The organism is Chitinophagales bacterium (genome assembly GCA_013816805.1).
In the GTDB taxonomy this organism is placed as follows: domain Bacteria; phylum Bacteroidota; class Bacteroidia; order Chitinophagales; family UBA10324; genus MGR-bin340.
The window spans coordinates 152,171-174,558 of record JACDDS010000007.1; the positions used below are offsets into that span (position 1 = coordinate 152,171).

15 protein-coding genes and 1 tRNA gene are annotated in these 22,388 nt (G+C 39.6%); 9 read left to right on the forward strand and 7 right to left on the reverse strand.

Annotation, left to right across the window (positions count from 1 at the left end; genetic code table 11):
* Window positions 1–2: 2 nt before the first annotated feature.
* The 6 genes from H0W62_07850 (at window position 3) to H0W62_07875 (ending at window position 5,824) form a co-directional block, all read left to right on the forward strand.
* Window positions 3–1,040: a hypothetical protein gene (locus tag H0W62_07850; protein ID MBA3648448.1), complete on the forward strand. Its 1,038-nt coding sequence runs from the start codon at window positions 3–5 to the stop codon at window positions 1,038–1,040.
* A gap of 145 nt (window positions 1,041–1,185) precedes the next feature.
* On the forward strand, window positions 1,186–2,889 hold the full coding sequence (locus H0W62_07855; protein ID MBA3648449.1) for an ABC transporter ATP-binding protein: 1,704 nt from the start codon (window positions 1,186–1,188) through the stop codon (window positions 2,887–2,889).
* Between the two features lie 51 nt (window positions 2,890–2,940).
* Window positions 2,941–3,390, forward strand: a complete 450-nt coding sequence (locus H0W62_07860) for a hypothetical protein (protein MBA3648450.1) — start codon at window positions 2,941–2,943, stop codon at window positions 3,388–3,390.
* Window positions 3,391–3,395: 5 nt separating this feature from the next.
* Window positions 3,396–4,001, forward strand: coding sequence for a hypothetical protein (locus H0W62_07865; protein ID MBA3648451.1), 606 nt, complete (start codon window positions 3,396–3,398; stop codon window positions 3,999–4,001).
* On the forward strand, window positions 4,001–4,696 hold the full coding sequence (locus tag H0W62_07870) for a DUF2490 domain-containing protein (GenBank protein MBA3648452.1): 696 nt from the start codon (window positions 4,001–4,003) through the stop codon (window positions 4,694–4,696). Before H0W62_07865 ends, H0W62_07870 begins: the two co-directional genes overlap by 1 nt.
* A gap of 66 nt (window positions 4,697–4,762) precedes the next feature.
* Window positions 4,763–5,824, forward strand: a complete 1,062-nt coding sequence (locus tag H0W62_07875; protein MBA3648453.1) for an isoaspartyl peptidase/L-asparaginase — start codon at window positions 4,763–4,765, stop codon at window positions 5,822–5,824.
* A 241-nt stretch (window positions 5,825–6,065) separates the two neighbouring features.
* Here the strand turns inward: H0W62_07875 and H0W62_07880 are convergent, their stop codons facing one another.
* From H0W62_07880 to H0W62_07895, 4 genes are all read right to left on the reverse strand, one after another.
* Complete coding sequence (locus H0W62_07880; GenBank protein MBA3648454.1) at window positions 6,066–6,296, reverse strand: hypothetical protein; 231 nt, start codon at window positions 6,294–6,296, stop codon at window positions 6,066–6,068.
* 134 nt (window positions 6,297–6,430) lie between these two features.
* Window positions 6,431–7,762: an insulinase family protein gene (locus tag H0W62_07885; GenBank protein ID MBA3648455.1), complete on the reverse strand. Its 1,332-nt coding sequence runs from the start codon at window positions 7,760–7,762 to the stop codon at window positions 6,431–6,433.
* 23 nt (window positions 7,763–7,785) lie between these two features.
* On the reverse strand, window positions 7,786–9,159 hold the full coding sequence (locus H0W62_07890) for an insulinase family protein (GenBank protein ID MBA3648456.1): 1,374 nt from the start codon (window positions 9,157–9,159) through the stop codon (window positions 7,786–7,788).
* 171 nt (window positions 9,160–9,330) lie between these two features.
* A complete protein-coding gene (locus H0W62_07895) occupies window positions 9,331–14,055 on the reverse strand; it encodes a translocation/assembly module TamB domain-containing protein (protein ID MBA3648457.1) in 4,725 nt (1,574 codons plus the stop codon).
* Window positions 14,056–14,124: 69 nt separating this feature from the next.
* On the opposite strand from H0W62_07895, the gene tsaD reads away from it, so the two are divergent.
* The 3 genes from tsaD (at window position 14,125) to H0W62_07910 (ending at window position 16,985) form a co-directional block, all read left to right on the forward strand.
* The gene (gene tsaD / locus H0W62_07900) at window positions 14,125–15,156 is read left to right on the forward strand and encodes a tRNA (adenosine(37)-N6)-threonylcarbamoyltransferase complex transferase subunit TsaD (GenBank protein ID MBA3648458.1); all 1,032 of its coding nucleotides are present in this window, start codon (window positions 14,125–14,127) and stop codon (window positions 15,154–15,156) included.
* Between the two features lie 21 nt (window positions 15,157–15,177).
* A complete protein-coding gene (locus H0W62_07905; protein ID MBA3648459.1) occupies window positions 15,178–15,471 on the forward strand; it encodes a hypothetical protein in 294 nt (97 codons plus the stop codon).
* Between the two features lie 110 nt (window positions 15,472–15,581).
* A complete protein-coding gene (locus H0W62_07910; protein MBA3648460.1) occupies window positions 15,582–16,985 on the forward strand; it encodes a DUF5005 domain-containing protein in 1,404 nt (467 codons plus the stop codon).
* A gap of 692 nt (window positions 16,986–17,677) precedes the next feature.
* Here H0W62_07910 and H0W62_07915 read toward each other — a convergent pair.
* From H0W62_07915 to H0W62_07925, 3 genes are all read right to left on the reverse strand, one after another.
* Window positions 17,678–19,207 (reverse strand): hypothetical protein, encoded by a 1,530-nt coding sequence (locus H0W62_07915; protein MBA3648461.1) that lies wholly within the window; start codon window positions 19,205–19,207, stop codon window positions 17,678–17,680.
* Between the two features lie 422 nt (window positions 19,208–19,629).
* Window positions 19,630–19,711, reverse strand: a tRNA-Leu gene (locus H0W62_07920).
* An 87-nt stretch (window positions 19,712–19,798) separates the two neighbouring features.
* Window positions 19,799–22,375 carry a gliding motility-associated C-terminal domain-containing protein gene (locus H0W62_07925; GenBank protein MBA3648462.1) on the reverse strand — a complete coding sequence of 859 codons (2,577 nt, stop codon included), beginning with the start codon at window positions 22,373–22,375 and terminating at the stop codon, window positions 19,799–19,801.
* Between the last annotated feature and the right edge of the window lie 13 nt (window positions 22,376–22,388).

A 22,388-nucleotide genomic window follows, 5' to 3' on the forward strand; every position in this document is an offset into this window, starting at 1 on the left:
CCATGCGAATCAAGAAAACAATTGTAACAAAAGACATTCAGTCTTACACGGTCAATGAAAAAATAGTAACCACGCATCACCCTATCAGCGGCGACGTTGCGATTTTTGAAATAGTTACATTGGGTAAACATGAAACCGTACAGGGCGAGGAGAAACGAAATGTAGCCATCTTTGAAGGTGACTTTATTATGGCGGCTTTTGCTGATCGCTATGCAACCTCACAGTTTGAAGGCTATGTGCCTGCAGAGCCCCTGCCGCTTTATGACATTCTTGCTGCCGGCGGCGCGGTAGGCGTTGTGAAATCAAAAAATTATGCGTTAAAAGACATTGAGCCAACCAAGGTGCGAATTGTCGGATATGTATGCGATGAAAAAGGGAAGGTGATAAACAGTCGGTGGTATAAAAAACAGCGTGTATCATTCTCTGCCGAGATTCCGAACAATGCAAAAGTGATTCTCTCCATCGGCTCCACTATGGACAGTGGTAAAACAACCACTGCCGGTTGCATAGCTCGTGGACTAAAACGAACAGGCAAGCGCGTAGCGTTCATGAAATTTACAGGCACTGTTCATACCAAAGATCGTGATTTCGTTTATGATGCCGGAGCAGACGTAGTAACTGATTTTTCTGACATGGGATTTCCTTCAACCTATATGGCAGATAAAGAAGAGTTGCTCGATCTATATGAGTCATTGCTTGCAAAGCTTTATTCAGAAAAACCAGATTATATTGTTGTAGAAATTGCAGATGGCTTGCTGCAGCGCGAAACAAATTTTCTATTGAATTCAAAAGAATTTATATCAACAATCAACTCGGTGGTGTTCAGCTGCGGTGACAGCTTAAGCGCGTTCCAGGGAATTGAAGTTTTAAATGAATTGCACATCACGCCCGCATTTCTAAGCGGTCGCTTCACCATGAGTCCGCTGCTGATCCAGGAAGTGCAGGAACACAGCGGAATGCCTGTACTCGACATGTTTCAGATTATGAGCGGTGAGTTTAATGATCTCTTAATTTCACACAGGATGGTGGTAGCTGCCTGAAGCTTAAATAAGATTGATTTGCCTTCCGCAACACTCCTGTGCGAATCATTAAATTTGCAGATGCTAAAATAAATCCGGAAAAAAATTTGTGGCAACTCAGCTAACCGTCTATTCTGGAAAATGATTGTACAGTGAATGATAAATTATGCAAAGTAAGCGCAAACTCATAATTGAATTTTTTCAGCGCAATAAGCTTGTGGTGGTCTTCACCTTCCTTGCGAACATCATCAGTAGTTTGCTTAATGTTCTTATACCTCTCAGCATAGGCAGATTTTATCAATTGGTGCTGCATGATAATTCTGTAAAGGGAAAGCTATTCAATGCACTTCACATTTCACTGCATTCTGTTTCTGACTTTTTTCTCTTCTTTATTCTTATCATCATAGCAAAATCACTCATCACATTCGTAGAAAAATTTTTTACGGGAATGATAGGCGAGCGATTCTCACGAGACTTGCGCGAGCTGCTTTTTAAAACCCAGCTTTCACAATCGGTTGCCATAAATCAAATAAAACCAACAGGAAAATATTTGCTTCGATACAGCGGCGATTTGCTTTTCATTCAGCACTTCATCACTAAGGGAGTCATTCAATTCACCGGGGATGTGATCTTCATGCTCGCTTCCGTCGCTGTGCTCTTCTCCATTAACGCAACGCTCACACTCATAATGCTTGCAGGTATTGCTGTTGCATGTACCACCATCATTCTGCTAAATAAAAAAGTGAGAATGGCAACACTGAACAGGAGAAATCAGCGCTCAACGTTGCTGGGATTTGTAGCCAACAGAATGCAGGCATTCTTAACGATTAAAAGTTTCAATCGCGAAGTTCCGGAAGAAACTCAGTACAATAAAAAGTCAGCGAAGCTTTACGGATTCGGAATCACTTACTGGAAAATTTATTCAGTAATTCAGGCATTGTTGCCGCTATTGATGTTTGGCACACTCACCGTGCTGCTGTATTTTGTGAGCTTGAAGAGGGAAGTAAAACCATACGGAATTAACCGCGGTGATGTGCTTGATTTTGTGCTGCTGTTTCTTTACATGCAAGGGGTGATTAAAAGAATTTTGAAAGCGAATATGGTCTGGAATATGGGAAATGTATCATTCACCAAGCTGCTTCGTATTCTAAATTTAGCTGGTGAACGGAAATCCGGAGATCGTGAAATTGCAGAAATTTCAGGGAGAATTTCTTTTGAAAATGTTTGTTTTCAATATCCAAATGCTGACCAACCAATTTTAAAAAATATATCATTTACAATTGAACCAGCTACTATAACATTTATTAAAGGAAAGCAGAGCTCCGGCAAAAGCACCATAATGAAAATGATTCAGGGTATCTATCAACCTACATCAGGTAAAATATTTCTTGATCAATACGATTACGATTTGATTACGCCAAATACTGTTCGCCGCAACATAGCTATTGTTTCTGATGAAGCGCCGCTGATTGGTAACACGGTATTCAAAGCCGTCTCATACAGCAGGGCTGATGAAAAGAGAGTAAGAGCTTCGCAATGGTTGCAGCGTCTGAATTTTAATGTGGCGGAAACTGAAGCAGAAAACCTGGATTACCATCTTGATGATTTTGGAAAAAACCTTTCTGCCGGTCAACGCAAGCAACTGATATTTGCCCGTGCATTGATGACACGAAAAAAAATTTTGCTGCTCGATGAAGCATTCGATGATCTGGATCCTGAATCAAAAAAGATTATTGTTGAACGCATCAACAAGCAAAAAAGGAAACGAACGATGATCATTGCGGCAAATAATCTTCCTGATGAATTAGAAATTGATCAGGTGATTAACCTCAATGAATTTTGCTTTGAAGATCAAATAGCAATATCATAAAATGGAAATTCAGATACGTTTCGCATATCTCAATTATTTAACCCAGGAGTGGTGATCAAAAACAACAATTTTCGCTATATAGTGTCTGCCAAACGGTGCAGCCAGATCATCCTTCTCTGCATTGTTGTTGCAAGCACATTGTGTTCTTTTTCATCGTGCCAAAAAGAAGCCGGCATTGGCGGTGATGCTTCAATTAAAGGTTCTCTGTTTGTTAAGCATTACAACACCACCTTCACACAGTTCATCAGCGAATACCCCGGTGCAGATGTGTATGTGTATTTGATTTTTGGTAATGACATCAGCTACGACAAGAGAATAAAAACTACGTACGATGGTAAGTTCGAATTCAAATATCTATATAAAGGTGATTACACACTTTATGTTTACTCTCTTGATTCAACACTCACAGTTCCGGGAAGAAGCGTTCCTGTAATTGAAAACATAACCATCACTGACAGAAAACAAACGGTGGATGTGGGCACGATAAATATTTTTCAATAGCGATCATGACTCACTTTTGTCTCTGTTCCCTTGTGCCTTCTTTGCGGCATTTCATATTGCAATTTTTAATTTTAATCGCTCTTCTTCATGCAAATCCTTTGTTCTCTCAAAGTCAAGTGGATATAAAAGCCAGGAAGATAAAATCCATCAGCACGGTTACAATTGATACAAGAAAAGGTGACTCGATCATCAAGAAGAATACCTTACGCTATGATGCCCGTGGCAACGTGATAGAGAGCATTGACTTCGATGCAAATGGAAATATGAAAGATCACGAGCAGTTTCACTTCAACCGTCATAATGATGAAGTACAATACATTCATCTTTCACCGGATAACCTGGTGCTGATGAAAACAGAAACGCAATACGACAAGTGGAACAACTTGGTTGGAAAAATTTCTTATGATGCAACCGGCAACATCACCGAAAAAATTGATTACACTTACAATACCTTGAACGATTTGGTATCTGAAGCTTTGAGCAACAAAGAAGGGAACATTATTCGCAAAACTGTTTATGAATACGACAGCAAAGGCATGCTGATTTCAAAAAAAATCTATAATGAGAAGGGTGGATTAATTTACTCCAGAAATTATTCTATCGAATACTAATGACTGAAAAAATCACGAATAGGTTTTCATACCTTGTAATTGTTTCAGTTTTGTTAATTTTTCTATTACAAAAAGATTTAAGCGGTCAGCAAAAAGATTTTCAGGGTATAGTAGGATTAGGGTTGGAAAAGAAGGCCTCTCCGTCGTTTTCGTTTAACCTCTATAGCCAACAGCTATTCAATCAAAATTTATCAGAGCTTGGCAGCGCATTTATGGAGGCAGGAATAACTTATAAACTCAACCGGAATATTGCTTTCGGTGTAAACTACAGGTTCATTCAGCAGCGCGATCTTAATAATATTTATCACCCACGACAAATGATTTATGGTGATATTTCTTATTCAAAAGGGTTAAAAAAGTTTTCGGCATCTCTTCGTGCAAGAATTCAGAATTCATATTACCCGATCGTGATCAACGAAACCAGGCAAAATTCACTTTTATACAATCGTGATAAGTTAACGATCCGTTACAGGTACAATTATTATTTCTCGCCTTTTATTTATGGAGAGCTATGGTATCCTGTTAATCACCCAACACACGATAAAGTTGACAGGATTCGCGGTGCGCTGGGATTTTACTATATCTTTAATGATCACTTCAAAACTGAGCTTTACTATTCTATAACACATGAGCTAAATCAGTCAAACAAGAAAAGGAATTATGCGATTAGCTTTTCATCATACTTCCGGATTTAAATTTTCATTTGCTGGTCGCTGCTTTAAATAATGAAGATAGCTTTTGCAATGCACAGGATAAAAAAAATGAAAGCGCATCCTTGTGGTTTTGCAGAATTAATTCTAATAACATTCATTCTTCTTTCTTCTTTTTCAAAAAATATGTTTTCTCAATCAACAACTCAACAAGTGAATCATCCGGTTGCAATTGCTGTACACGGTGGAGCAGGAGCACTAAAAAAGCTTAATCTCACTCCTCAGCAAGAGCAGGCTTACAAAGACACCATGGCAGTTGCGCTGCAATCAGGTTATGAAGTGTTGCAGAACGGAGGAACGAGCGTTGATGCCGTGGTGGTTGCAATAAAAGTAATGGAAGATTGCACGTTGTTTAATGCAGGTCGTGGGTCAGTTCTCACACATGAGGGATCCATTGAAATGGATGCTGCGATTATGAATGGAAAAAATCTTAAAGCAGGTGCAGTGACGGGAGTGAAGACGATTAAGAATCCAATTACGGCAGCAAAAAAAGTTCTCGACAGCAGCAAGTTCGTTTTGCTTTCGGGAGAAGGGGCAGAAAAATTTGCACGATATCAGGGCATTGAAACAGTAGACACTTCTTACTTTTTCACACCTTACCGTCAGTTGCAATTGCAAAAAGTAATTGTTGGTGATACAACTCCGCTAAATCTAAATGATACAACCGGAATGATACGTCCTGCTGATAAAAATGAAGAAGATAAATTTGGAACAGTCGGGTGTGTTGCGATTGACCGCTACGGAAATCTTGCAGCGGGAACTTCTACCGGCGGAATAGTAAATAAAAATTTCGGACGCATTGGCGATTCGCCGTTAATAGGTTGCGGCACTTATGCAAACAATAAAACGTGTGCTGTTTCATGCACCGGACATGGTGAAGATTTTATTCGTAATGTGGTTGCGTATGATATTTCAGCCCTAATGCAATACCGGATTATTAGCCTGCATGATGCTGCCAACTACGTCATCAAAACCAAGCTCACTCAAAAAAAGGGCAGGGGCGGTTGCATTGCCATTGATCGCTCCGGTCATATTGAAATGCCGTACAATACTGAAGGGATGTTTCGCGGATACATTACTACCCATCGCCAATTGAAGGTGATGATCTATTGAGAATATATTGTGCGGATAATTGTAATGTATTCTGATATTCAGCAAGGCTTATTTGCAATAGTTTCTGTTTAGTAAAATAGTGTGCCAAAATTGGAGTAACACTTCGCGGTCTAATCTTTCCTGTATAATCTCAAGGTGAAGCATTCCGAGAAAGCCACATCGAAAACCAAAACCTAAAGTAGCAGAGGATTCGGGCTCAAAGGTAAGCGAGGCATAATGAAGATTTAAATCTCAAAACAACTCAAGCACAAAACATAATTTTTTTTACCAATAACCTTCCACGAATGATACTTACTTCTGGCGGATATTTAGGTATTAGTGCCACTATTCCGAAATCAAGGTTGCACCTTGGTCCAAATTGCTCTGCAAGTGCAGGCGGCTTCCGAAGCTGGATGCAGGAAGGTGCTTTCATTTGTTGACCTATAGATGGATGATCGGTATCGAAGAAATCTTTGAGTATTGGTTGGACCATCACGAAGTGCAGATTCTTGTTCTAATAACTTAGGCAATTTTCAGGAGAAACAGCGTGATATAATGTTTGAAAATAAAAAAACGGTGAGCCATAGTGGATCCCCGTTTTGAAATAACATTGAGTTCTATTGGTCTTTAATAAGGCTTATTCTTATATACGGTGGTTTGTACAAAATCTGTTGGCTGCACATCCGCTTTATGTCCAAGATAGGTCCACATAATGGCACCGGTATTCTGGTCAATCACACGGTTAAGATCTTTCAGGGTAACTGCGTTTGCCCTTGTTACAAATTCATCGTACATCTTTACGTTTCCGCGCAATGCCCATCTGCCAATGGCATTAGATTGACCGGCAGATGTTTCTAACCCTGATAGATATGCAGTAAGGAATTGTTCTTTCTTGTCTGTTAATTCCTCAGGCTTAAACCCTTCCCGCTTCACACTATTTAACAGGTCTACCATTACGGAAATGGCTTTTTTAGGCGTGTCGGTAGAGATATAAAGCATGCTGTACGGACTGGTAATAGCATTGGAATTAAAATATGCAGCAGGTGCATAAGACAGGCTTCGCTTGGTTCTCAACTCTACAAAAAAGCGATCGTACATGATATTCATCGCCATCATCATGGGAATGCCATCAGGCGAATTCAGAAGCGGTCCTGACATTACACCACATAGATAATTAGTAGAAATATCGCGGTCTACAATATTTTGACCTGAAGTGCTAAGCACTACGCGCGATCCTTTCTTTGCCAAGCTTTTACTAGTTAAAGAAGCCAGTGTTGCTTTCACTTTTGAAGTTACATCATCTTCAGAAATATTGCCCACCACCACCAGAAAGCAACGACCCTTTCCAATTACGCTGCTGTAATAGGATTTCACATCATCTACCGTCAGGCCCGTTAAAGAAGCAGAGGAGCCCTGGGGATCTTTTTCATAATTCTTCTGCTTGAAAGACATCTGTAAGGCAAGCTTTTGAAGATATGCGTCAGGGTTTGCCTCGGCTTGTTTGGCACTCGCTATCATTTGATCCTGTATAAGCTTGAACTCATAAGGATCAAAAGCAGGATGCATAACCGCATCCGTAAACAGTGCCCAGGATTCATCCCAAAAAGGCTTAACACACGTCATGTCAATATCGCCATAATCAAGTGTGGCCTGAAAACCGAATTCGGTGCCTATTTTTTCAGCAGCAGTTTTGAATGCCACTTTGTTTTTAGAAGTAGTTCCACCATTAACTGCCAGGTTATATGCCATGGCCTCTACTCCTTGTTTATCGAGGGTATAATTTGCAGTACCGCCATCAACAAATAACCTGACACTTATTACTTCTTTAGGAGTGTGCTTAAAATACACTTTTAAACCATCAACATTTAATTCTTCAACACCATTCTGCGCAAATGCATCTGTCCACATAAGCAGACATAATGTTGACGAGAGAACTATGTTCAATGAAATTCTTTTCATGCTTTCTATTGTTAAAGTTTAATTTAATTCATTAGATCATTATAACTATTTATTTTCATTGCATCCTGCATTTGGGGTGGAAGCAAGATGCCGGATACTTTGGAGTGCCCTTTTATATATTTATGGATATAGTCTTGTATATCCTGGCGTGTTACCTGCTTTACCATGTCATTATATGTTGTATAATAATCTATACTGGCTGAAGCCCACCAGAAAGTAACAGTATGCACGTACGAGGATGTTTTTTCTTTGTTATACGTATCCTGGATAATTAGTTGATTTTTTGCAGTTTCTAATTGTTCATCAGTAAAATAATCAGCATTGTCGAACTGATTAATTTCGCCTTCCAGTTTTTTCATACACTCTTTAAGGTGCACGGGATTGGGCACACAAAAAAGCTGGATGGGGCCTGTATACTTAGCAGACTGATAGCTTAAACCAGCCTGGAGTGCAAGGCCGCTATCTACTAACTCACGCTGGAATTTTGAAGAAGCAAGGCCTAAGATCGTAGAGAATATATCAGCAGCATATGTTGATTTCACATCATTTCGCGTATCGGGACCATGCCAACCCTGGAATACGATAGGCACTCTGGCATTCTGATTGGTGAGCACAAAATTTAACGTGTCGCCACCCAGGGGCTTTACTTCAGGAATGGGCCATTTTTGAAAAGCATCAAAGCCGGATGGCTGCCAGTCACCAAATATATTTTTTACCTTATCAAAAACCTCGTTATGGTGTACATCTCCGGCTATAACGAGGATGGAATTATTAGGCCAGTAATATTTCCCCTGGATAACTTTCATTTTTTCCTGTGTGGCAGATAGAATAATCTGATGGTCTCCGATAGGATTTTTCCTGCTATATAAGCCGCCCCACATCTTGCGGTTAAATTTATCTTCGAGCGAAAAAGTAGGATCAGACTCTGCCCGTTGAAATTCTCCATCTACAACCGGATCTTCCTTTTTCATTTCTGAAGGAAGGAAAAGAGGATAGCGTATGGCACTGTTCATAAACTGCAAGCCGGCATCCAGGTTGTGCACAGGCATAGTGAAGAAATAATTAACACGCTCCTCTGAAGTAGTCCCGTTGAACTGAATGCCTAATTCATTTACACGCTTCAGATAGGCTTCCTGTGAGGGAATATCTTTGTTTGCTTTAAAAAACATGTGTTCGTAAAGGTGAGAGAGCCCGTTGAATTCATCGGATTCTGTATAGCTCCCGTTTTTCACACATATCTCTATTGTTGATAATGGAACGCTATTATCTTCTACCACTAATATTTGCAGCCCATTGTCGAGTGTACTTAAAAAGAAATTAGGAGGTAAATGATTTTGCGCTTTGGTAATGCTGCAAAATACGAACAGGAACACTAAAATTAATTGGTAACGCTTCATGTTTATATGATTTTAACGAAAATTTCAGGCAGCAAATCTAATAACTAATTACACTGGAAAAAATCGATTAGTCGAACACAAAGAAATATATGTCGAAAACTGAAGTATACTTACACAATTAATATAAAACAAAGTGTATCAATATAAATTAGTACTAAACGTATAAAAGAGCTATCGCTGCTTTTTAAACAATTCCTTCAGCTTGTCAAATTCCTTTTGAAATGAAAGTGAGATCCCATTTTTGGTTTTATACCTTTCGTCTACTACATCATACTGACTTTTGCTGAATGCTTTGGCAACAATTCGCCCATCAGGTGTTACTTCATAATCGAGTGCAAAATCTCCCGCGAAGTTGTTTGTATTAGAAGTGCTTCCGCTTTGCGGCTGTCCGCCAAAATCAAAGTTGCCACCTGCCTCCAGCGCCAGACGGTCATTAAAAAGCCGATAAGTAATGGCAGCCTGCAGCTCATTTCTTTTTGTAACGTCGTTCGGATTGGTAGCATTCAGACTTGATTCATAAGAGGAATAATCGAATTTAAAATTTACGTCCTTATTGATTTGGGATGTCCAGTAACTGAGCTGATTCAATAAGAACTCACTCACACTATTGTTTACATCAGTACCTACATTTTGATTACCGAGGCCTGAAGCAGTGGGTAAAAAACGACCTAATACCATTAAGCCAAAGACCTGCTTGTTTAATTCATTTTGATCCTGCTTCACCTTTTCTAATTGCTGGTAAGCAGTGCTGTTGATCGTGTTAATATCCGGAAGCCTGATATCAAAAGTAATATCCGGTAATAATAAGGAACCTGTAAGCTTGAGATAAACATCCACCGGTAATCGCTGTTCAAGCTCTTTTCGATCCTGTTCATTAAAAGATACAGAAGTGCCCGAAACCAGGTCTGCCACGGAAGCGCGTGTTTTATAGATAGCGGAAATGTTGATCTGTGCATCATACGGATTACCGGAAAAGGAAACCGTTCCTCCTCTCTCTATAGTGAAGTATTTATTGAAGAAGTTGAGTTTTGTAAATAAGTAATCTCCTTTTTGAATGTTATAAGTGCCATACATATTGAAATCACCCCGGGTATCAATCTCCATGCGGATATTTCCAAGTCCCGTACCCCTTACAATATCACCTGCTTTTTTATCGAAGATGATTTGGATATTGGCATCCGGAGTAAGATCAAGGTTAAAATTGAGCGTTAACCCCGGCTTGATTTCTGAGATTCCTCTAAAATTATTTTCTGGTACTCCGTGCTTTTTGAACCGGATAAATGATTGATTCGATACCGAAGTCGTATAATCAACAGGTACTGCAATGGAAGACCCTTTTTTAGAAGAAATCACGGCCCGGATCTCCATATTATCCGGAGGTCCTAAAAACTGAATAAGGCCTCCAACTTCAGCAGTGCCATAAAAAAGGTCATTATCCTTTTCAGTTGTTTTTAAACCAAGGATACGATTACTGAAAACCGACAAGTTTAAATTAAAATTACGCAGATGATCGTGTACAATTTCTCCGTGTGCAATCGCTATATCATTATTCTCGTCGTATAATTTTATTGAATCCAGTTCAATATAATCTTCATAAAATGTTATTTTTTCATTTTTAAGATGATAGGTGGTTTGGAGGTAATTCACTTTGGTGCTTAAAGAAGGAATAAAGAGTTGACCTGTAAGCAAAGGATTTGTGAATGTTCCGCTAAGCAATAATTTACCTTTTGCATTACCACGGCTGTCAGAAAGAATATCAGGAATAAAGCTTTCACCGAGTCTCAGGTCCATCCGGTTTATATTAATGCTGAGATTAAGCTGGCTATCGACCCGGCCCGGATTAAGAACACCTTCCACCTGAAAGTCGTAAGCGCTATCCTCTGTTTCAAGATTAACAAGCACCATGTCGCCACGTGGTTTAAAATCGATATCCGATTTAACCCTTTTAATATGCTGATTATTCAGGGTTAAATTATCCATAATAGTATTGGCCCGAAAGCGAGGCTTATGAAATATATTCAGCGCCTCCATGCTGCCGCTTAAATTGCCTTTCAAATCAATACCTTCTATACGAACAAAGTTGTATAAATCAACCATAGGCAGGTCTTGAAAATTGAAATGCAGGTTTGTTGCTCGTTGCTGAAAATCTCCATTGGATATAGTCAAAAAGCGATTTTCATTCGAAATGGTAAAATTGAAGAATTGTAATTGCTCCAAAGAGTACGTTACCAGGTTATTATCTGAAACCTTCCAGATCAGATGATTCAAAATAAAATTGCTGGGTAAAAAATGAATGCGAATACCAAAAGTATCGCCTGTGAGCGCAGCAAACACATTCAGTGAATTCTTTTTGGTTTCCTCAGTTCTTAAATTAAAATGCATGGTATCATTTCCCACACTACTTTCAAAAACCGGAGTAAAAATGTGTATTGAATCCCCGATTTTCATGTCTGTAGCCATTGAAACAAAATGAAAAGAATTGCCGGATGTGGTTGCATTAAAATGCAGTGAATCGAGCGACAGGGTTTGATATTTTAAGAAAGGTATGAAGCCGGTAAATGCAATGGTATTGGTAGTGGAATTGAAATGGCCTTTTACAAAAGAATTATTTATACCCTGCCATGAGGGAACAAAAAAAGAAAAGGCAGGTTTTGAATCCTTCACATTTATATCAAAATCAAGATCTTCCAGCACCATGTCATGGCGATACCTCAACGGCAGCGAAGGAAAATACTGATTCAGCACAAATAAAAAAGTGTTAGGAAGTTCTGTGAGTGTTAAAGCACCTTTAAAATTAGCTGAAACAGGCTGTGATTTAAATGAAAATGTCTTCACGCCATTAGACTCAGTAACATGAAGTGCAATGGTATCCATGAAAAGCGTTTGGTCTGCTTTAGAAAATGTGGTATTTATGGTTTTAGCATATCCAATAAAATTATCGATATTATTCCCTGTCATATTTATATCTATCTGCGTGGAGAGACTATAATTTTCACGGGAAAGTTTTAACTCGTTTAGCCTTGCATTATTTATTAATGCCTTAAAATCAAAGACCGGCAAAGCCTGGTTAAGATCCACACTCCCTGTAAAATCAAGGTGGATATTACTGTCAGCCATCAGCACCTTACCGGTAAAGTATTTTTTTTGAAATTCACCGTTCATCAGAATATTCTGATACTGATAGTTATTAAAAGTAAGTTTTGAAATAGAGCCATTCAGTTTAGCATCTATATTTTCTAAGGATAATCCCTCACCTTCAATAAGGGCATCAAAGCTTACCGGCCCAAATAAACTATCATTACCACCGTAAGCGCCGATATTAAAATCTCTCGCTATAAGATGGCCGCCATAAGTTGCATTATCGAAGCGCGTATTCAGTTTCATATTTACATCTGAAGTAAGCTCACCGATCGCCGTATTGAAATTTCCGTAGGCAACAAAATCATTAAAAAAACCAGTGAAAGATCCTTTAAAGCTCACTTTGCCCAGGCGTGACAATTGGCCAGGAAATGAGATTGCCGGAATAAGTTTCCTTATATCCTGAAAATCGGTTGTAAGGCGCTCTGCATGGAAATCAATATATGTTTCTTCTGTTTCCGGTAATCCATTTAAATCAAAGTCACCTTCCAGTTCGGTAACACTGCCAGTATGTAGTTTTAAATTCTTTCCGTGAATATGGTCAACTGTTCCCTCAAATATTCCGTTAGCCTGCACTAATTCCTTATTGCTTTTTAACTGGGGAAAGAAATAAGAAATATCTGTCGTCGAAATGGTAGAAGATTTTAAAATTGCTTTCATCACCACGCTGGAATTATAATCGAAAAAAGAATGAAAATTCAGGTAACTCATTGAGAAAAAATTGTTCAATTCACTATTCGGCGTTATTATGCTCAACATTTTTGCTTCTGCACTTTTAGGCGTAACCCGGGCCTCACATTTCATATGGTTTACTTTAAAACCACTTTTTTCTTCAAAGCTTATATTATCAATTTTTGCTTTTATGGTGTCCATTATCATCGAAGCATTTGAAAACTGCAGGTTCAAATCTTTATAAGATTGATGAAAGCTGTCGAATTGATTTTGGGTAACCGGTTCAGCAGTATCGTCATATGTAAAGCGGGAATTTTTGAACTGCAGGTTTTTTACAAATAGTTTTACCGGTTGAGTATTTATGTGAATAACTGCTGTATCGGGTAACAGGTGAGCAGAAGTAACAACAGGATTACCTGGTATTTCTAAGGGAGCAATTTTTGAAACTTGAAGATCCGCATTTTCGAAGAGTAGATCTCTGAGCTCAATCTGCGGCTGATTCAGGTCTAGCTTTTCAATTTCAATATTTGTCTTCGGGAACTGAAAGTTTAACATAGTTCCGTTAGGTTCGTCGAGCAACACCAGGTGCATCTTTTGCAATTCAACTCTGTCCAGTTGCAGGTATACCAGTGCATTTTCTTCGCGGCTTGATGATGAATCAGTGGAAGCAGAAGAGGTTGTATCTCCTAATGCATCTATAATAAATTGGAAGGTGTAGTCACCGTTACGCCCGCGGTGCAGATAAACCTGGGAATTATTCAGATCAATTTTATTAATGACAAACCGCTTTTCCAGTAAATTAATAAAAGCGACTTCAACATCTATATTCTGAGAATAGATAAGGGTATCGTTATTTAAATCTTTTATTAGAAAATTATTGAGTGAAAACTTATGAAATAGTTTATATGAAACATGATCAATCCTGACGTCTGTATTAAGTTTTTGGGAAAGATATTTTGTGAACCTTTGTGTCAGGTAATTTTGAAAATCGGTATCGTTAAGCTTCGCCGAAAGCAGCCCGCTCAGTACAAGAATAGTTCCGAGCAATATCAGAAATGCATTCCCGATTTTTTTAAGAATATTCAAATGAAAAGTTTACCATTCAGCCAGCGATAAAATTACTTCATATTTTCACAAGCAGGATTTATATAAATCATGAATGTCACGCTATTAGCTATTGAATCTTCCTGTGATGAAACGTCTGCATCAATTTTAGAAAACGGCATTATTTTATCGAACGTGGTCGCCTCGCAAAAAGTACACGAGCAATACGGAGGAGTGGTTCCTGAACTGGCAAGCAGGGCACACCTGGTGAACATTATTCCGGTTATTGAAGAAGCATTTAATCTGTCACGGATTAACAGAAAACAGTTGAATGCTATTGCATTTACTGCCGGCCCGGGTCTTATAGGCTCGCTGATGGTGGGGAGCTCTTTTGCTAAATCACTTGCGCTTGCCTGGAATATTCGCCTCATAAGTGTCCACCATATGCAGGCACATGTTTTGGCTAATTTTATTGTCAGCAGAGATGATGTTAAACAGAACACAATCCATAAACCTGCTTTCCCGTTTCTGTGCCTTACGGTTTCTGGCGGCCATACCCAAATTGTATTGGCAGCAGATTACCTGGATATGAAAATCGTGGGAGAAACAAATGATGATGCAGCCGGGGAAGCATTCGATAAAACAGCAAAGTTATTGGGTCTTCCTTATCCAGGCGGTCCGCTCATTGACACCTATGCAAAAGCAGGAGATCCAAAGCGTTTTTCTTTTCCTGAGCCCAAAGTTCCCGGTCTGGATTTTAGCTTTAGCGGGTTAAAAACTTCCATACTTTATTTTTTACGGGATCAGGTAAAGGAGAATCCCGATTTTATAAGGGGGAATTTAAACGATATATGCGCTTCTGTTCAATCACGAATTGCTTCTATTTTAATTAACAAGCTCGAAATGGCTGCCCTTCAGTTTGGTATAAATGAGATTGCAATAGCAGGAGGTGTTTCTGCTAACTCAGGGTTAAGAAAGGAAGCTCAGTTACGAAGCGAAAAAAATAACTGGAACCTCTATATTCCCCGATTGGAATATTGTACCGATAATGCCGCAATGATTGCAATGGTGGGTTACTATAAATACATTGCAGGAGATTTTGCCTCATTAGATGCTGCTCCACAAGCCAGAATGGAATGGTGACAAAATCTTAAAATGTAGATAATGAAGGTTTTTTTTTGGATTATGTGGGTTATCATTGTTGTTATAGAATTATTTTTAATAAAAGGGCTGATCAATACCCTTTTTCAGCTGCATCCTTTGGATGCTTCTTCCTTAACATCGATGATATTCTTTATCTTGATTGGGGCATGTTTAATAACAGGAAGTTATTATTGGTATCGCATCGGCAAGTTAAAATGGGCTTGCCTATTGCTAGATTTACCGCTTATTGCACTTGTATTCTATGTTGTTATTTTCCTGTTCCTTCCTCTATTGATGGGCGAGCGTATGAATTAAGGACTGATTACATCTGCCTGGATACAGTTCTTTTATTGCATCGGAATTAATACCTTTTCGCCTGTAAAATTAATTTTGCCTTATTTGATAGTAATTAAAATGAATCTGAAATGAAAATAAAATATACACTTTTAATTGTTGTCCTTAACGCTTTTGTAAGCCTGCAATCTTTTGGGCAATCTTCTTACGCCGATACTACTTTCACAAATTACTTTCGTGAAACTCATGGCTTTATTGCCGGTGATGCCACGATATCTATTGCACTTCCAAATGGTAAGTCCATGTTTCTTTTTGGAGACAGCCACATCAATGATTTAGATACCTCTAATAATACCATTCCCTGCTTGTTCCAGGTTCACAATTGTTTTACCATTCTGGATTCAGCGGATCCTAATCATATGAAAACATATATTGATACAACCAAAAGCGGTGTCAACCAAACTTATTTTAAAATAGGCACAGTTGGCAACAGCTGGTTTTGGCCCGATCATGGTTTTGTGAGGGGAGATACCGTTTATGTTTTCCTGGGAAAATATAACAGCCTGCTTGCTTTTCTTGGGCAATACATTGCAAAAGTTACATTGCATGATTTTACTCTTGTAAGCATGACCAGGCTACCGGATATGAATGGAATTATTTTTGGGAAAGCGGTAATTTATAATCCGGATGATGATAAATATTATCTCTATGGAAATAAGGTTAATTGGATTGTGTATGAGCCATATGTCGCCAGGACCAGTTTCGATAACCTGATGTCTGGCGCCTGGGAATTTTATACGGGAAGTGATTGGTCATCAAGTGCAAATGCTGCTAAAAAAATTTCTAATCAGGTAGTGTCACCAACTTTCGGTGTAGTCAGGGATAAAGATTTTTATTACATTATCACACAGGAAAATGGCTATCTCACCTGCGGACTTGGCCGGAATATTTATGCATATAAAAGTTCAGGCCCTACCGGACCATTTACAAATCAAATCTTGCTTTATACTATAGAAGATCAGCTTTTCGGACATTACATGCTCACTTATAATGCTTTTCCCCACCCCGAATGGACAAAAAATAATGAACTGTTAATTTCTTATAACCTGAACGATAAAGTTGATACAACCGGTACGGATGCATGCCCTTCTCAGTGTAAAAATGTGTTCAGGGATCATTTCGACCCTGATACTTATCGCCCGAAATTTATCCGGGTACCGTTGTCTTTGCTGGAAGAAAATGGCCTCATAACAAGTGCTTTTAAATTAATTGCTAAAGCCATTATTCCAAATGTACTTGATCTCACTCTTGAGCCTGCTTTACCGCAAAGCTGCCGCATTTCTATATTTAATAAAATGGGCAAGGTGGTATATGAAAGTGAAATATTACAAATGCAGGCTGGAGTAAATCATTTTCAAATAGCAACAAATCAATTTCCGCCAGATATATATGTAGTTGCGGTGAATTCTGTTTTTACCAATAACCAGGTGCCTGCGCAATGGGAAAGGAAAACATTTTTAAAGGTGGATAATTAATCAATATTATTTGATTAATTATTATTTCAGATCCACATCCATAATCTTACCTGTGCCTTCAAAGCTTATGCTCAGCCCGACTAAATGGCCAGGTTCTGTTAAATACGAATCTGTAAAAACAGGTTTATTATTTAAATAGATTGTTACTTTTTTATCTTTTACCTCACAGGTTATTTTTTGAGGCCATAAAAAATCACAATCAAATTCTGACGAATCATGATTTTTTCCACTCGTTTCTTTATTGATGGTATATACTGAGATATTGGAGGTGCATCTCCAGGATGTTTACTTTGGAGGGTGGAACACTTATATTCACGCTCCTAATGCCGAAACAGGACGTGAAATCTTGAGATTAAAACGGCGATGATACCGATATTTATAGCCAGACCGGCATTACAAGTTCTCCGCTTATCTCTGACAGTATGCTCAATTTTGGTTGCCGGAATTCCTATTTAAATGCCCTGAATGCGATAACAGGAAAGTAAATCTGGCATCGGTTTAATGACCATGGCTGGATCACGGTGAGTCCGGTTGTTTACGGCAATAAAATTATTTATGCATCGGGAAGCAGCCGCTACTCTGTAGCGTTAAATAAAATTACAGGAGATTCAATCTACCAGCTCAACATTAAAAGAGCTGTTGTATTGTGTGTGGAGTCATGTGATGGAAACTTTTATGCCTTGCAAAAGTGATCATTGTTTTACCGCAGCGACACTTACCTCGTGCAGCCCGTCTGTAATAACGAGGAAATAATTTCCGGCGGGTAATGATTTATTCATATGCAACATTTCATGATGAATGCCTTTAGAACGAATCTGATCAGAAAAAATATTTTGAATGGTACTACCGCTTGCATCGGTTAGCCGGGCAGCCAGCTTTTCATCCTGCAACAGCGCATATTCAACAGTTGCAAAATCGTGGAATGGATTAGGAGAAATGGAAATGGAATTTAATATTGCAGGTATACTCTGAACAGCAGTTCCAAAGCCATCTGTATATCTTGCCACTGCTATGCTGGTTCCTGCGCTATCATCAACCACACCTGCTGCAACTACCTTACCATCGGGTTGCAAGGCTATAGCATGCGCACTCGAACTGTTTCCGAAAGAAGTGGTCAGCTTTCCCTTGCTTCCGAAAGATTTGTCTGCAGAGCCATCCGGGTTGTACTGAGCTAAAGCAAAATCACCTTCTAAAGCAACATCAGACTCACCTGCAATTACAATTTTTCCCTCGGGAAGAATGACCATGGCATTTCCCAGGTCAAAATTACCGCTGAAGTCAGTGATGGCTACGCCATCAGTACCAAAGGAACTATCGACCGAGCCGTCGCTATTATATTGAATTAAGGCAAAGTCATTGTGTGAGTATCCGCATAGCAAGATTTTTCCGTCGGCCTGCACCCCAACGCCTTTTCCAAAGCCGTGTTCATTAGCAACTATTCCATTAACTCCGAAAGTACTGTCGGGAAATCCGTTTTCATTATATCGCACCAGTGCGAAGTTGACATAGCCTTCCACATTTGCATATCCGCCCGACACTATTTTTCCGTCCTGCTGCAACGCTACAGAATACGCTGCATCATCGCCGGAGCCTATCGGAGTTACGGTTTTACCACCGCTCCCAAAAGTGTCATCAAGTGATCCATCGGTAGTAAATCTTACCACCTCATGGTCCAGGTCGTAGGGATAACTGGCCCCTGCATCCACTATTTTTCCATCCGGCTGAAGTACTATGGCATGCCCAATATCATATCCTGCAAAGTCCATATTTACAATCCCGCTTTTCCCGAACGTATTGTCTATGGAGCCATCCGGAAAATACCTCACTAAAGTAAAGTTCGAGGCGCCGTTGCTTCCATAAAATCCTGCCAGAATAATTTTTCCATCAGGTTGTATGGCAATAGAATTTGCTTCACCATTTTCAATACCTAAATCGGTAACTACCACACTATTTGTTCCGAACGTATTATCCGGTGTCCCGTCTGGCATATAACGGACCAATGCAAAATCTTTAAAGAGAACATCATCCGCTGCAGATCCGCCCACCAGAATTTTTCCATCTGACTGTATGGCTACTGCATTTCCTGCACTGTACCGGTGACCTGTATTAATGATAAGGGTACCGTTGGTACCGAAGGTGCTATCAAGGGTTCCTGCTTGTGAAAAGGCTGAAATCGAACGAAACAGAGACATTAAAATTATTAGAGAAGAAATAATTCTCATTTTATGGATTTAAAAAATGGTGGATTGAATTATGTATCGATAGGTTATTAACTATAAGAAATCAGTACAAATTTACGGTGAATTTTTTTTTATTGAACACGGCGTGAATATCACAGCCCTTGTTTTATAAAGCATATGTTAGGTGAAGTGCATAGAAAGTTCGTGAGGCAGATTGTGAACTATTCTTACTGATAGAGAATAAGCTAAAGTTAAGTGCAAGTTAGGTATTGACGCCGTATCCTCTGCTAGAGCGATGGTTTAGGGTAAAGGTTTAAGCGCACCTTCGGCTGGATAGGCTGATTGTAATACTATGACAACGTTTTAATGGAAAGTGCAATTTAGAATCTCGAAGTACCAATTAGCACGACTATTTGTCGAACTTTCTTGTTGCTTGATGAAACCCGCACCTCTTGGTGTTTTAGTGCCCGGGACGAGATTCGAACTCGTACGCCTTTCGGTGCCACCCCCTCAAGATGGTGTGTCTACCAATTTCACCACCCGGGCTTTAAAATCAATTGCTTAATTGATAATAATGGTTTTCTCAGCAAGGAATAAGACCGCGAAAATAAAAACTTCTTTCAGTAAATCGTATCATCTCAGTAACGTCACGCTTCCTTTCCTCTGAACCGGTAGGCCACTTAAAAGAGACTTTCCCGCAAGGAAATAAATATAGGTACCAATAGGTTGATGGATCCCTTTACTTTTTCCATTCCATCCTGCAGTAAGATCATTCGACTCGTAAATTACCTGACCCCAGCGGTCTAAAATTTGAAACACTCCGGTTTCAAAGTCTCCGCTTACAAAAGGCTTGAAAAAATCGTTGACACCATCACCATTTGGAGTGAATGCATTGGGAAAAATAATCACTACGTCTTCATTCACCCTTACCGTCACCGTTCCGAAATCTTTACAACCTTCCACAGATGTTACTTCAACCGTGTAAGTAGTTGTGACATCAGGAGTAGCGACAGGGGAGGAAATATGGCTGTCACTCAGGGACGCAGCCGGAAGCCATTCATAAGTACCACCGCCAAAGGCATACAATTGTATGCTGTTTCCGCTTATTACGGATGTATCCGGAATGGTGGTCAATACAGGTGGAACAGCAACTGAAATGGTTATGTATCCCTGCCGGCTTACAGGGCATTTGCTGGTATCGACTATAGTTACTGTGAAGACAGTAGTAATGTCAGGAGTAATCATTTGAGTGGATGAAGCAGGATCTTGTAACCCATTCGGAGAAGACCAGTTATAAGATGTTCCGCAACAGGCAGAAAGTTCAATGGTGCTGCCTTTGCAAATGGTATCATCCGGACTAAGCTCAAATGGCAGGATAGGCTTAACTTCTATTGTAACCGTATCTGTGCTGGAGCAGGAACCGGTAAAGGTTCTGAAAAGATACGTTGTGGTAGATAGAGGGGAGGCAATTGGATTTGAAATGGTATAAGCATTCAATCCGGTTTGAGGAGTCCATGTAAAATCTGCGCCACCTGAACCAGACAACTGGACTGCAGCGCCGTAGCAAATTGTGGTATCGGGGCCTGCAGTGGCTGTAACCGAGTTTATCACATTTATATTGACGGTATCGGTGTTAGTGCAATTAAAGCTATCTACAATTGTAAGGATATAAGTGGTATTGGTATCAGGACTGATTTTCGGACGGGCAATTGTGGAATTACTAATGCTGTAATCCGGAAACCAGGAAAAGAATCCATTCCCTGAGCCTTTTAACTCAATGGAGTCGAGTCCGCAAATCAGCGTATCGTTACCTGCAGAAACGAATGGAGGGGAATGCACCACAATTGTTTTAAAAAATGTATCGGTACAACCTGCAGTATTCGTGACTATTAATTGAGCACTATAAGAGCCGGGGTTAGTATACACGTGATTTGGGTTCTGTAAACTCGAAGTAAGGCTGTCTCCAAAATTCCATTGCCAGGTATCTATAGTTCCGTAGGTGTTAGTGGATTGATCTGTAAATAGAATATCTGCAGGGGAACAGGCATCGGGTGCAATAAATGCTGCATTCAAAACAGGGTAAATACGAATCTCGGAGACGGTGGTATCACCACATTCAGATCCGGGGTTTGCATATAATGTAATGGTGTAAGTACCGGTATCAGGGAAAGTATAAGATGGAGAATACAGGTTTGAAGTATCGTTTGTAAACCCAGGAACTCCAAAATCCCAATGATAATACTGCGCACCGGCACTGCTATTGTCAAAGTTAACGGTAAGGTTACTACACTCGCTTACAAGATCAGGAGTGGAAGCAACCACACTTTTTATGCAGGGGACTATTTCAAATACAAAATCACGGAGGTGGGTCGACAATAATCGTTTATTCCGGTATTCTGAAACACAAACCCCGACCACAAATTTCCCAACTATAGTGGGTGTGCCGGTGAGTAATCCTGTTTGGGGATCAATGGCCAATTGAGGATCTCCACCTATCGGGTTTTGGGCGGAAAAAGGCGCAATAAAGGGGACCGGAGTCGATGGGAGTGGAAACCCCACAGTGTCACGGGGAATCTGCAAAGGAGCGCAAAGATTATAAGCCAGCGAATCACCATCCGGATCCGTTGCAGAATGGTCAAATATCAATGGCTCATTTACACATAAAAAGGTAGGTGGATAGTTATTAAAAACAGGGCTGCTATTCGTTAATGATCCACTTAGAGCAGGGATATTCTGCTCATACGAACCACCAATTACCAGGCCTGGTGGTAAATTGGTGAGTCCTAACACACGGGCATAATATTGATAGATAATGGTATAACCATTGGTATTGGAAGGTAATGTTACATTCCATGAGTAAGTAGCGGTTTCCTTGCAAATATTCGGAGGGACTACGAGACAGGGATTAGCTGCAAGATTCATCAAGGTATCGGAACCCGGAAATGGAATTCTTAAAATGGTATCCACTACACCATTGAAATTGTTCACAATAAATATTTTGGCAGGATCATCAAACATAAGTGCATTCGAAGCGGCACAGTCTCTGTACAGGATCAGCGTAATGTTATACTCGTTGCTGCCTAAATAAGTATATCCAATCTCTCCTCCGATAATATGATTTCCATAGCTGCGGTTGACGGTACAAATTATTATAGCGCCTAAAACAATAACCCTGAAAAGATTTGAAAAAATTCCTGATTTTAATATCATGTAAAATACGTAG